This window comes from Paenisporosarcina cavernae, assembly GCF_003595195.1.
Lineage (GTDB): Bacteria > Bacillota > Bacilli > Bacillales_A > Planococcaceae > Paenisporosarcina > Paenisporosarcina cavernae.
In genome coordinates, this window is sequence record NZ_CP032418.1 from 202133 (window position 1) to 214534 (window position 12402).

Annotated in this window: 14 protein-coding genes and 1 riboswitch; of the genes, 13 read left to right on the plus strand and 1 reads right to left on the minus strand. The window is 39.5% G+C overall.

Annotated elements, in window-relative coordinates; all coding sequences use genetic code 11:
* The first annotated feature begins 115 nt into the window (after positions 1-115).
* From D3873_RS01105 to D3873_RS01135, 7 genes are all read left to right on the plus strand, one after another.
* A complete protein-coding gene (locus D3873_RS01105; protein ID WP_119882278.1) occupies positions 116-1756 on the plus strand; it encodes a tetratricopeptide repeat-containing diguanylate cyclase in 1641 nt (546 codons plus the stop codon).
* A gap of 111 nt (positions 1757-1867) precedes the next feature.
* A complete protein-coding gene (locus tag D3873_RS01110) occupies positions 1868-2869 on the plus strand; it encodes a macro domain-containing protein (RefSeq protein ID WP_119882279.1) in 1002 nt (333 codons plus the stop codon).
* 108 nt (positions 2870-2977) lie between these two features.
* Positions 2978-3610, plus strand: a complete 633-nt coding sequence (locus tag D3873_RS01115; RefSeq protein ID WP_119882280.1) for a vWA domain-containing protein — start codon at positions 2978-2980, stop codon at positions 3608-3610.
* Positions 3611-3714: 104 nt separating this feature from the next.
* On the plus strand, positions 3715-4161 hold the full coding sequence (locus tag D3873_RS01120) for a DUF4385 domain-containing protein (protein ID WP_119882281.1): 447 nt from the start codon (positions 3715-3717) through the stop codon (positions 4159-4161).
* Positions 4162-4220: 59 nt separating this feature from the next.
* Positions 4221-4586, plus strand: coding sequence for a rhodanese-like domain-containing protein (locus D3873_RS01125; protein WP_119882282.1), 366 nt, complete (start codon positions 4221-4223; stop codon positions 4584-4586).
* 299 nt (positions 4587-4885) lie between these two features.
* Positions 4886-5593, plus strand: coding sequence for a GNAT family N-acetyltransferase (locus D3873_RS01130; RefSeq protein ID WP_119882283.1), 708 nt, complete (start codon positions 4886-4888; stop codon positions 5591-5593).
* Positions 5594-5602: 9 nt separating this feature from the next.
* A complete protein-coding gene (locus D3873_RS01135) occupies positions 5603-6163 on the plus strand; it encodes a DEAD/DEAH box helicase family protein (RefSeq protein WP_119882284.1) in 561 nt (186 codons plus the stop codon).
* A gap of 83 nt (positions 6164-6246) precedes the next feature.
* Here D3873_RS01135 and D3873_RS01140 read toward each other — a convergent pair whose 3' ends face one another.
* Positions 6247-7914 carry a hypothetical protein gene (locus D3873_RS01140; RefSeq protein WP_119882285.1) on the minus strand — a complete coding sequence of 556 codons (1668 nt, stop codon included), beginning with the start codon at positions 7912-7914 and terminating at the stop codon, positions 6247-6249.
* A 141-nt stretch (positions 7915-8055) separates the two neighbouring features.
* Positions 8056-8153, plus strand: a riboswitch (guanidine-I (ykkC/yxkD leader).
* 153 nt (positions 8154-8306) lie between these two features.
* On the opposite strand from D3873_RS01140, the gene D3873_RS01145 reads away from it, so the two are divergent.
* The 6 genes from D3873_RS01145 (at position 8307) to D3873_RS01170 (ending at position 12341) form a co-directional block, all read left to right on the plus strand.
* Positions 8307-8642 (plus strand): DMT family transporter, encoded by a 336-nt coding sequence (locus D3873_RS01145; RefSeq protein ID WP_119882286.1) that lies wholly within the window; start codon positions 8307-8309, stop codon positions 8640-8642.
* The gene (locus D3873_RS01150; RefSeq protein WP_119882287.1) at positions 8642-8956 is read left to right on the plus strand and encodes a DMT family transporter; all 315 of its coding nucleotides are present in this window, start codon (positions 8642-8644) and stop codon (positions 8954-8956) included. The genes D3873_RS01145 and D3873_RS01150 overlap by 1 nt, the downstream gene beginning before the upstream one ends.
* Positions 8957-9198: 242 nt before the next feature.
* A complete protein-coding gene (gene mobA, locus D3873_RS01155) occupies positions 9199-9756 on the plus strand; it encodes a molybdenum cofactor guanylyltransferase (RefSeq protein ID WP_119882288.1) in 558 nt (185 codons plus the stop codon).
* A 313-nt stretch (positions 9757-10069) separates the two neighbouring features.
* A complete protein-coding gene (locus D3873_RS01160) occupies positions 10070-10849 on the plus strand; it encodes a basic amino acid ABC transporter substrate-binding protein (protein WP_119882289.1) in 780 nt (259 codons plus the stop codon).
* A gap of 35 nt (positions 10850-10884) precedes the next feature.
* Entirely contained in the window at positions 10885-11622 is a 738-nt protein-coding gene (locus D3873_RS01165) for an amino acid ABC transporter permease (RefSeq protein ID WP_119882290.1), read from the plus strand.
* Entirely contained in the window at positions 11619-12341 is a 723-nt protein-coding gene (locus tag D3873_RS01170) for an amino acid ABC transporter ATP-binding protein (protein ID WP_119882291.1), read from the plus strand. Before D3873_RS01165 ends, D3873_RS01170 begins: the two co-directional genes overlap by 4 nt.
* The last annotated feature ends 61 nt before the right edge of the window (positions 12342-12402 follow it).

Sequence of the window (12402 nt, forward strand, 5' to 3'; positions counted from 1 at the left end):
CAAATTTAGAGAGAAATTCCTGGTCGTTTGAAATTTCTGATAAAAAAGAATTGTTAAACTTCCATTCTTTGCAGTAAGATAGTAGGTACAAAGAAATAGAACGGTGGAATTTGTCGTGGTGTCAAAACAACTTGCGTTAATGGATTCGATTTTGGAAGTGCGAAAAATCGCCCTTTCCGAACCAAAGATCGCTTACAAAAAAGCAGATGAATATCGTATTCAAGCAAAAGCAGTACTAGCAAAAGAGCAAGAAGCAGCTGCTTTATTTGTCATGGCGTTGTCTAGTCGATCGATGACAAAGTTAGAAGAATGTTATAACCACGCATATGATGCATTAAAGTTATACGAAGAATTAGAGCATAGGGATGGTCAGTCCGAATCGCTGAATCTTATCGGAATCGTTTATTTTTATTATGGAATGTATGAACAAGCTCTAGAGTATTTTTTAAAAGCGCTTTATTTGATTGAGGATACAGATCAATTCCTTATCTTAAGCCGGATTTATAATAATAAAGGCGAAGTTTATCGAGAAGTGGGCAATGAAGAGGAAGCGTTGAAAGCATTCGAGAAGGCAAGGGACATCTGTGAAAAGCATGATTTCAAGCATAATTTAGGCGTCATTTTAGAAAATATTGGCGAAATTTATTACAATCGGCAAAATTACGCGGAAAGCTATCAATACCTTCAAAAGAGTTATGCCATTTTAAAAGAGTTGTCAGACACGACTTCTTTAGCCGAAGTAGAAAACAAAATTGGACGTATTTATTTTCATTGGAAAGAATTCGACAAAGCGCGAACTCATTTTGAGAATTCGTTAAAGCGGTTGGAATTTCTGGGGAATAAATTTTACATAATTGAAGTATTGATCAATCTTGCGGAATCGGCATTGCTCGATTCGGAGGAAGAGTTTTTAGCATTAATGAAGCGAGCACTATCGTTCGCAGAAGATATTGAAGCAAGAAAATCCACAAGCAAAATCTTTAAACGATTAAGCGAGTATTATGAACAAACGTCCGAATACAAACACGCGCTTGACTATTATAAAAAGTATCACCATGTGGAACAAGCAATTGAAACATCTGCAGTCTCTCAAAAATTAGAAATTATAAAAATTGAGTTAAATAAAGTATTTGCTGGCAAAGAAGTCGAGAAAATGGCGAAAGTGAATGAGCAACTGGAATATGAAATTTCCACACAAAAGAAAATGTTAACAGAATTAGAGCAAGCAAATGTATCGTTGCATGGTGAAGCGTATATTGATGAACTGACACAAGTGTGTAATCGCCGCGCAGTGATGAAATATTTAAATGACCTGTGGAAATCGGAGGAGAAGTCATCGAATCTCATTTCTCTCTTAATGTTCGATATTGATTTCTTTAAACATTACAACGATATGCACGGGCACGTAGAAGGAGATAAATGTTTAAAAGCAGTTGCTGCAACGTTAAAAAACGAGTTATCTTCAGTTGAAGGAATCGTTGGACGATATGGTGGGGAAGAGTTTGTGGCGGTTTTAGAAAGTGTGTCATTAGACGTTTTGAACGAATTGACCGATCGAATTCGTCAGTCCGTCTCGAAGTTACCATTTTCATTTATCAAAGATGCGAAAACACATCCGGTAACGATTAGTATAGGAGCAGTTCACGGGAAGCGAAACGAGTTTGGCCAGCAGGAAGAAATGTTTGTCAAAGCGGATGGTGCCCTTTATCGCTCCAAATCTGGCGGGCGAAATCGGACAACTATTATGGAGCAGTAGGTGCTCGCTGAGACAAGGCATCATGAGCAATCCGTTCATGGTGCTTTTTGATGTTAGTTTAATGTCTGTTCTAGAACACATAAGATAGACGGAAATAGGAGGAGGGGAAAAATGCCATACGTGTTAGTTCGCGACGATATTACAAAAATGAATGTGGATTTCATTGTTAATCCATCTAATACTTTACTTGAAAAAGGTGCTGGGACGAGCGGCATGATTTTCGATGCAGCAGGGGAGACTGATTTAGAAACTGTTTGTATATCCCTTCGTCCCGTTCCATTGACGCAAGCAGTCCATACCCCAGCTTTTGACTTGCCAAGCCGCCACATTCTGCACGTGGCAGTACCAACTTTCGGCTTTCATCTACAAAGTGATCGAGCTCTTTTGATGGAGACTTACAATCATGCACTGATGCTTGCCGACAAACTGAATGCACGTACGATTGCTTTTCCATTACTTGGCTCAGGTGCGAACGGTTACCCAAAAGAAATGGCTTTTGACATTGCGAATAAAGCTATTACTGCTTACTTACAGCGACATGACATAACAGTGTACCTCGTGTTATTTGATCAAGAAGCCGTGGAAGTGTCTCGTAAGATAAAAGCATCTGTGCAGCATTTTATTGACCAGCATTATGTGGATCAAGCGGAAAAACACTACAAACGCCGTAATCGACGGCTAGATATACAAATGGCTCCTCGAGTAGTGGAGGAGGGTCAATTTGAGTTTGAAGTAAATGAAATGCGATCCTTAGACGATGTGCTGCTAGAATTAGAGGAAAGTTTTTCAGAACGCTTACTTCGTTTCATTGACCAAAAAGGAATGACCGATGTAGATGCTTATAAAGGAGCAAATATCGATCGGCGATTGTTCTCGAAAATTCGGACGAATAAGGAATATCAACCGCAAAAGAAAACGGTCTTCGCATTTGCGATTTCCCTTCGATTGAATCTAGATGAGGCGAAAGATTTACTACAAGCTGCCGGCTATTCGCTGTCGCGTAGTAGTAAGTTCGACGTGATCATGGAGTATTTCTTGGTGAATGAAGTCTATGACCTAATGGAAGTGAATGAAACGTTATTTGCATTTGATCAACCTATTTTAGGTGCGTAAAACGCCTTTGAAAATAGAAAGTAAAATGTCGCTTTCGATGCGACCATTTCTGTCGTTATTCTTTGTATGATGAACGTGTACTTACATCATTCATTGGAGGAATTAAACATGAAAACAGAATTGGTATTTATCTTAGACAAAAGCGGCTCCATGTCAGGACTTGAGAAAGATACTATTGGTGGATTTAATTCGCTTGTGGCAAAGCAACGCAAGGAAGAAGGTGAGGCCATCATTACCACTGTATTGTTTGACCATGACTGTGAATTGTTGCATGACAGAATTGATATGGACGGGATATCTCCTATGACAGAAGAGGAGTATAGGCTTGGAGGGACGACAGCCTTGCTTGATGCAATAGGAATGACAATTCAAAAAATCGCGAAAGCACATCAACACACGAAACAAGAGGTCCGCCCAGAAAAAGTTCTGGTGGTGATCACGACGGACGGTATGGAAAATGCTAGTCGAGAGTTTACAATCGAGAAAGTGCGTCACTTAGTTTCGGATAAACAGAAAACAGGTTGGGAATTTCTCTTTTTAGGTGCGAATATTGATGCACTTTCTACGGCAGATTCATATGGCATTAAACAAGAAAATGCCGTAAATTTTCACGCGGATGAAGCGGGTATGCAGTTAAATTATCAAGTGGTGAATGAAGCTGTTTCGAGTTTTAGACAAGGTAGAAAATTAGAAAAATCGTGGAAACAAGAGATTGAACAAGATTTTGAAACGAGAAAATAAAGGCGTTTTCGAGGGGTAGCGAAATTAGCTGTTCCTTTTTTCATTTCCAAAAAGTGTCTAAATGGCAGGCGTTTCGGGAATGTCAGAAGTAGGGAGTGATACAGATGGCGTTTGACTACGATTTAGATTTTGACAGCATCGATTTTCGGCAAAAACCGGAATTATACCGAGTTGGCCGTGGAGAGCAGGGGGTGCTTTTAGTAGAACCGTATAAGTCGGAAATTTTGCCGCATTGGCGATTTAAAACGCCTGATATTGCCAAGAAGTCCTCGGAGAAGATTATGGAATTGTTTGAGGAATACCGGAAAAAAGACGATTTTGTCGGAATGGATATGGCGAGAAAGTTTATCCAAATGGGCTATACGCGCGCAAGACGATACACGAATTATAAGGGTGGGCGAAAATACAACGAAGACGGATCCATCAAAGAACGAGATATAGACCCTGTAAAAGCAGAATCAGCATCGATATTTAAAAAGAGATGGGACGAAATTAGAGAAGATGAGGACTATTTAAAACGGAAAAAGGCGCATCAAAAAAAGTACGGGTAAAAAACTTGAACATGATATACCGTTAGGGGTATATTGTAGTGGAGAAAAGGAGGATAAAAATGAAAAAATTATTTCTCATACTACCGGCATTGCTCTTACTGTTATCAGCATGTGGCAACGACGAAGCATATGAAACGATTCAGATTAGCGATATAGAAGCTAAACAACAGGAAGGTTATACAGTGCTAGATGTTCGGGAAGAAAGCGAATATGACATGGGGCACATTATTGGCGCTGAAAACAAGCCGTTAACAGAACTTCAAGCAGATAACGTGGAAGGACTGAGTGAAGACAAACAATATATCGTTATTTGCCAATCAGGGAATCGTTCGAAGCAAGCAAGTGATATCCTTGCGAAAAAAGGATACGATTTCGTGAATGTGGCTCAAGGCATGTCATCTTGGAACGGGGATATTGAAAACTAACGTAGGACTGATTGGGAGGAAATCTTTGCGGAGATTTTCTCTTTTTTATTTTAAAAGAAATATATTGGCAGCTTGAATTTGCGCCGATAGAAATCACGGTTGCGATTATAGATTGAGATATACACTGATAGCGGCTGCCGCTGCGCTTATAGAAGCCTTTTTCTCGTAAGAAATTGACCCATAACCCCACTTTTTTGCTTCCTCTTTCACCCCTAGTGACTAACTTGTTGAAAATTATTAACGAAAGCATCCAATTATTGCTAAAATGAAAGAGCAAAGCAGTAAAGGGGGGACTACCGTTGTTTAGTGTCATACGTAAAGAAGGAGAATATATGCTGGTCGATCAAGTAAAGATTGAAGAAGCCAGTCGTTCATCTTACATAGAAGCTTTCGACAAGCTGTTTCTTGAATGGCAACAGTCGTCGATGGAATATCTATCTCTTTTAATGGATGCTTCGTTTGAAACGTACTTACTCAAAAAGGGATTTCATCAAGTTTCCTCAATAGTGGAATACACTCGCTCGTTAGATGCGAAGTTTTCGTTACCGACAGATATAACGGTTCATTGTCTCGCAAATGGCGCATACTCCGATAAAGAGTTTGCCGAACTTTATGAGTTAGCGAGATCCGGAACGGCGAATAAAAATAACTTATTTACGATAGAACAAATCATGGAAAGTTTACCAAACGAGTTAGGTGCTACGTGGCGATCTAACTGTTTCATTTTTACGGAGAATGAAACACCTCTTGGAATAGGAATTCCGCACATCGAGCAAGGGAAAACGGAAGAAGGGCGTATGTTCTACTTCGGCGTCTTACCTGATTTTCGTCAGCAGTCATATGGTGCAAAGTTGCACCTCCTCACCCTTCACGAAATGAAGAAACTCGGAGCGACGACGTATGTCGGAAGTACAGATGAGAATAATTACGGAATGATTCGTATTTTCGAAAAGAATGGTGCATCGAAACGCGATCATAAAGGAATATATCGTATTAATCGAAAGTAGAGGTGCCCCATGAAATTTGTCATTATTGTTGGTCCGCAAGCTGTCGGTAAAATGACGGTAGGACAAGAATTAGAAAAAGTGACGGGCTTACAATTGTTTCATAACCATTTGACCATCGAACTTGTATTGCCATATTTTGATTATGCGACAAAAGCTGGTCAGCGATTAGTCCATCTATTTCGAGAAGAAATCTTTCGGGAATATGCGAAATCCGATAAGTACGGAATGATCTTCACGTATGTATGGGCTTTTAATTCTGAAAAAGATCACGCGTATGTCCAGGACATTACGAAAATTTTTGAAGAAGCGGGCGGAGAAGTATTCGTCGTAGAACTAGAAGCGGAACTTGATGCACGTTTAGAGCGTAATCGTCACGAGCACCGTCTTGCGCATAAGCCTTCCAAGCGCAATATTGCTTGGTCTGAAAATCACTTGTTAGAATCGATGGAATTTATGCGTCTCAATTCTTTTGTGAATGAAGTGCCTCACAAGAATTACGTTCGAATTAATAACACGAATCTTTCTCCAGAAGAAACCGCGCAAAAAATTAAAGCCGCGTTTAACCTATAAAATATAAAATGCCAAGGGAATAAACCTCCCTTGGCATTTTTAAATCAAATTATATTGCTTCAATCATCGTTTAAAGTCGATAGTTATTCCAACCCTGCAATCGTCATTTCCTTCACGGGTAAGAAAATTTCTCCTGTTTCTAAATACGTGAGGGACACTTGATCGTCAACTTGCAAATACACTGCAAGAGGGGCAACTTCTGTTGACACTAAATAATCGTTTCCATCTGTTAAGCGGAACGAGACTAACGTTAAGTCTCCAACTCGTTCTTTATAAATTCGTTCGACTTGACCGCTCGTTGTTGCACTTTCTGCAGAAGAACTTCCATTTACAGAACTTCCACCTCGTTGAAGGGCAGTTTTATACAGCTTCAATGCTTCATTCGGAGTAGCACCATATGCGGAAATTTCAGGGTTTGCCGCAGATACGATGAAGTAGTTTTGTAAGAAACCATTTTCATCTAACACAGGTGTTAACCAGCTAGCTTCTCCGTAAAAGTTATACAAAATCGCCATTTCACCTGACCATTTTTTCTCAATAAATTTCTTTTCCACAATTTGCAGTGCACCATCGGAATCCATATAGGAATCTTCTAAATTCCCTGTGTAAAACGTCGATTCTCCAGTACGAGCATTTGTTAAAGAATAACCCAACATGGAGTCCACGCCTTCTTTTGGGCTAGAGAAATCTGTGAAGTAATACATGTCTCCACTCTCATCAAATATTGGACTAACGTTCGCTTCCGTTCCTTCATCCGACGGTATTTTCACGTCTTTTTTACCAAATTTACTATTCCAAAAACCGTGCACATAATTTCCGTAATAACTATTTTGTAAACTCACAACCTCTGGTGCAATCGCTCCGTCAATAAATGCTGGAATATCATCCATGGCATATGACTTCACATCCCCGCTATCTGGATCGATCACGGCAATTCCAGTTGATTCGAAACCGTTTCGTGCAGAAATATACTCCCCAAACGTGCGAATATAGAACGGTTTTCCATTATCATCGACTTCTAACTGCATAGTTCCTTTGAAAATCGTCTCTGGCATCGCTAGTCTTAAATGACGTTCGATGTTTTTTTGGAAGAAAGAGGACGGCGTGTACGACATCTCGGCTTGGATAAATTTTGGATTATCGGAGGAGTCTGTAGCACTCATTTTGAAATATCCAGGCGTCGTATCTCCATTCATCCATTTAAAGAAACCGGAGAATTCCACAGGTGCGATATAGACATACGCATCTCCTACTTTTTGAATTTGTAATCGACCAAGTTCATAATAACTTGTGTTAGGTACTTGGCCAAAAGCTTTTTTCATTTTATTCCGAGCAAATTTAGGTGGTACACTTGCAGGTGTTTCTGTTTCATCAAATGCTTCAATTTCTACTTCTTGATCCATTAATGTAGACTGATACTTTTCGTCTGCGTTAAAAAGTGGCGCACTCATAAAATAAGTCGCAGCACCAATCGACAGAACTAACACAACGCCTTTTGCCATCTGCTCTTTCCCACGTGCAGTACTGAAGCCTACTATGGAAGCAATCAACGCTAATGGCCATAACGCTTCTATATTTCGATCAATATTAGTGAAATAAACAAATAGGAATACGACAATCGCGACAACTAAACTTATCAATAAGACTCCGATTCCTAGACCTTTACGCTTTTCTTTTGCAATAGTCAGTGGTGTCATCAATAAAGCTGCGGCGATTCCGACTAGAACACTGTATAAAATGGTTAAACCCATACGAACTCCTCGTTTCTAAGATGTTATAGTTTGTATACGAGCGAACAGGTAAAAAGTTTCACTTTCCCCATGAATCAGTAATCGGTACTCAATCACTTGAAACGAACAAACTGCCAGTATATAGTAGTAGCAACTCAATAGAACGATGTTTTCTAGGGTTCCGTATCGAAAGGTAGTCTGGTCCGAGAGAAAACGCACGACTTATTGTTGTGACACGGAAGGATAAAAGCCTGGGAGATACTGCAAATGCAGCGTTCTCTTGGGCTGTTTTTTTTGGAGTTGTCGAAGGATTAACGTTCGTAATAAGTATAGTTTATTCACCAAAGGCAACCTAAAACAGAGACTTTGCACAGCTTCCAAGTCTCTTACTCTATCGAAAGAAGGAATTTAGCATGACTTGGTTCAGTATCATCATCGCAAGCATCTTTGAAGTTCTCTGGGTCATCGGCCTCAAACACGCGAGCACGCCTCTCGAATGGGGAGGCACACTCATTGCGATTGCCGTTAGCTTTTACTTATTAATCGCGGCTGGAAACAAATTACCTGTCGGAACGGTGTACGCTGTATTCGTGGGGCTCGGAACGGCAGGCACTGTGTTAAGCGACATTGTCTTGTTTAACGCTTCCGTCTCTTTTTCCAAAATTTTTCTCATTAGCACGTTATTAGTCGGTGTCATAGGGCTGAAGCTGTTGGAAAATGAAAAACCTCAAAGAGGAGGGACTCAGTAATGGCATGGTTCTGGTTACTATTAGCTGGTCTGTTTGAAACAAGTGGAGTTGTCACGATATCTCTTTGGCATAGGAAAAAAAGTATTTACCGATTTATCTCAATGCTAGTGGCATTTACCGCGAGCTTTCTCTTTTTAGCACTTGCAATGAAAGAATTGACAATGGGGTTAGCTTATGCCATTTGGACAGGCATTGGAGCAACAGGTGGCGCAGTAGTAGGGATGCTTTATTTCGAGGAGTCTCGTGACTGGAAACGTCTTGTTGCTATTAGCATTATTGTTGCAAGTGTCATCGGACTAAAGTTATTATCATAAAAAAGTAGTACTTGGGACGCGAAAAAAGGGAAATGTAATAAGGAATAGGCTATTTGACTTACATTATAGGTAGACCATATCACCCTTTTTAGAAATTATAGTAAGTAACTGATTTTATTCACGATATAAAATGATAAAATAACTATATGTTTTGATGGTGTACCATGTCAAAACGTGAAGTTACATAAACCATATTTCATCAGAAAAAAGAGACATAGAAAACCTGCCAAATGGGGTGACGTATGAGAAAAAGAGAAGTTGGAATTTTACTAGCGTACGACGAAGTATTAGAAAAGTGGAATCCTACCGTTCTGCAGAAGTTACAAGGAAAAAAAGTATATGAACATGCATATCATGCCTTAAAAGCGGTATGTGACGAAGTGGTTATTATCACTAACGATCGCATCGTGGAAGATTTCCCACCAAATTTAACGGTCATTCGGGAGCTCCCAGAGTACAAAGGAAAAGGTCCACTTGCCAGTGTTTTGTCTGGAATGAAACGATTTAATTCCGAAAAATATGTGTTGTTGCCCTATTATATGCCTTATATTTTAGGAAAAGATATGCGACAGCTAATGGAGTTGTCACCAATGAGTGCAGATATTGTAGCGGTTCGTACAAGACAAGAAGAATATCCGCTGATGAGCATATGGAGCAAAGATGTTATTGATCAGCTTGAAAGTGCTTTGCAAGATGGTGCACTGCAAACATTAGATTTTTTGAAAAAAGTAGATACTGAATGGATTTTTGCAGAGGATATTTCGATTCATCCGGAAATCTTTCGGAATTTAGAAGAATAATGAAAAAGAGGTGTCGAGATTAATTCTTGATACCTTTTTTATGCAGAATATTGGTTAATACTTATCATCCTCTTTCGTGAAAAAACTTTTTGTTGTATAAAGAAATAATTCGTTCATTTCCCAAAGCCTACACTTCTACTATTGAAAATGTGGACAACTGCGCAATCATCTCTCCACGAGTTCATCCCTCTCATTCTATGAAAAATGTCCTCGAAGACTCATTTGAGCGTTGTTTAACGCAGTAAATTCTATTATAATAAGTACAATTATCCTAAATATTCAGATAATTAAAATAACGAATGGGGGATGTCAAATGAAGAAGTCAAAAAAGTTATTTCTTGTTGGAGCACTCTTTACCAGTGTTAGCTTATTATTATCCGGATGTGGAGAGGGAGATTCAGACGGAGCATCAGGCGATGGAGAAAAATATGTCGTCGCAACCGATGCCACCTATGCGCCAATGGAATATATGGACGATAGCGGGAAAATCGTCGGAATCGATATTGATATCGTTGACGCAATTGCCGAAGAAGCTGGCATTGAAATAGAATACAAAAACTATGGCTGGGAGCCTTTATTCTCAGCAGTACAAAATGGTGAAGTAGATTTTGCAGTTTCTTCTATTACCATTACTGATGAGCGGAAAGAAACATTCGACTTCTCGGATCCTTACTACTTTGCAAACCAGTTAATCTTAGTCCCAGAAGATTCGGATGTGAAGAGTTTTGATGATTTAAAGGATAAAAAAGTATCTGTTCAAATTAACACAACGGGGCATGAAGCAGTGAAAGATCTTCTTGGCAATACAAGTTCTAGTATTGTTGCTACAGAAACAATGCCACTTGCGATCAGTGAAATGATTAATGGCAATGCAGATGCGGCAGTTGGAGATAATGCAGTCATTAATGAATACAAAAAGAATAATCCTGACGTGAAATTAAAAGTGATTGAAGATGATTCATTTGAAAAAGAATACTACGGTTTGATGATGAAAAAAGGAAACGACGAGCTTGCGGAAAAATTAAATGAAGCTATCCAATCGTTAAAGGATAGTGGAAAACTAGAAGAGATCACAGGCTTTAAAGTAGAGTAGAAAATCTATTGAAAGCATAATTGGAGGTCTGACAGATGGATTTTCTAGATGCAATACGATGGGACATCGTATGGAATTACCGAGATTTATTTATTCGAGGGCTTTGGATTACGCTTTCACTGACTCTTTTAGGGTATATTGGCGGAATTATTTTAGGATTGCTTCTTGGAATGGGAAAGTTATCGAAGAAGAAATGGATTTACTATCCAAGTAAATACTATGTCGACTTCTTTCGTGGTACACCGTTACTCGTACAAATCTTACTCATTCATTTAGCAATTATCCCGACAATATTTGGGCATTCACTAGGATATTTCGTATCAGGAGTAACAGCGCTTGTGCTAAATAGTGCTGCATATAATGCGGAAATTATTCGTGCGGGCATTCAGTCGATTGATAAAGGGCAATCAGAAGCTGCACGCTCACTTGGCATGACAAGTAAAATGTCGATGCGCTATATTATTTTGCCTCAAGCATTAAGACGAATGATTCCGCCGCTAGGGAACGAGTTAATCGCCCTACTGAAAGATTCGTCCTTAGTAACAGTTATTGCGGCAAATGATATTTTATATGCTGGAAAAGTAGTCGCTGGTGCCTATGCTCGTTTCTGGGAGCCGTATATTACAGTGGCTATTTTGTATTTACTTTTGACATATGTGTTCGGGAAAATTATCACGTATGTGGAAAAGCGGTTTAGCAATTCCTACGTACCTCCGAAAAAGAAAACAATATCCGTTACTGATCGCGGACGAGTAGGAGGGATTGGTCGATGATAAACATTCATAACCTTCACAAATCGTTTGGAGATTTACATGTATTAAAAGGCATTGATTATGAAGTACGCGAGAAGGAAATAATTTGCGTCATCGGTCCAAGTGGTTCTGGAAAAAGTACGTTCTTACGTTGCATTAATTTGCTCGAAGAGATAACGGACGGAGAAGTTGTAATTGACGGCGTAAAAGTGAATGATCCGAAAACGGATATAAACGCAATTCGTCGAAACGTGGGAATGGTGTTTCAACAATTTAATTTGTTTCCTCATATGAGAGTGATCGACAATATTACACTCGCACCGATAAAAATTAAAAACATGAAACCAAAAGATGCACAAAAACTAGCGCATGAATTACTCGAAAAAGTAGGTCTAGGCGATAAAGCGAATGCTTACCCTGAGCAGCTGTCAGGCGGACAAATGCAGCGTGTCGCTATAGCACGAGCACTTGCGATGCAACCGAAAGTCATGCTATTTGATGAACCTACATCCGCACTGGATCCTGAGATGGTCAATGAAGTGCTTGACGTTATGAAGCAGTTGGCGCTCGAAGGAATGACGATGGTAGTCGTTACACATGAAATGGGATTTGCGAAGGAAATGGGAGATCGTGTGTTATTTATGGATCAAGGTGTATTAGTGGAAGACGGAACACCGAGTGAAGTATTTGATTACCCTAAACATGAACGAACAAAGTCATTTTTAAGTAAAGTTCTCTAACATGTAGCCTCTTTGTTCTTCGGAATGAAGGGGTTTCTTTTACAATTGGAACGGGTGAATT

Bases quoted from the DNA above. Each gene is read 5' to 3' on its own strand.
- D3873_RS01110 (WP_119882279.1), top strand. From the start codon at position 1,868: ATGCCATACGTGTTAGTTCGCGACGATATTACAAAAATGAATGTGGAT.
- D3873_RS01115 (WP_119882280.1), top strand. From the start codon at position 2,978: ATGAAAACAGAATTGGTATTTATCTTAGACAAAAGCGGCTCCATGTCA.
- D3873_RS01120 (WP_119882281.1), top strand. From the start codon at position 3,715: ATGGCGTTTGACTACGATTTAGATTTTGACAGCATCGATTTTCGGCAA.
- D3873_RS01125 (WP_119882282.1), top strand. From the start codon at position 4,221: ATGAAAAAATTATTTCTCATACTACCGGCATTGCTCTTACTGTTATCA.
- D3873_RS01135 (WP_119882284.1), top strand. From the start codon at position 5,603: ATGAAATTTGTCATTATTGTTGGTCCGCAAGCTGTCGGTAAAATGACG.
- D3873_RS01140 (WP_119882285.1), bottom strand. From the start codon at position 7,914: ATGGGTTTAACCATTTTATACAGTGTTCTAGTCGGAATCGCCGCAGCT.
- D3873_RS01145 (WP_119882286.1), top strand. From the start codon at position 8,307: ATGACTTGGTTCAGTATCATCATCGCAAGCATCTTTGAAGTTCTCTGG.
- D3873_RS01150 (WP_119882287.1), top strand. From the start codon at position 8,642: ATGGCATGGTTCTGGTTACTATTAGCTGGTCTGTTTGAAACAAGTGGA.
- mobA (WP_119882288.1), top strand. From the start codon at position 9,199: ATGAGAAAAAGAGAAGTTGGAATTTTACTAGCGTACGACGAAGTATTA.
- D3873_RS01160 (WP_119882289.1), top strand. From the start codon at position 10,070: ATGAAGAAGTCAAAAAAGTTATTTCTTGTTGGAGCACTCTTTACCAGT.
- D3873_RS01165 (WP_119882290.1), top strand. From the start codon at position 10,885: ATGGATTTTCTAGATGCAATACGATGGGACATCGTATGGAATTACCGA.
- D3873_RS01170 (WP_119882291.1), top strand. From the start codon at position 11,619: ATGATAAACATTCATAACCTTCACAAATCGTTTGGAGATTTACATGTA.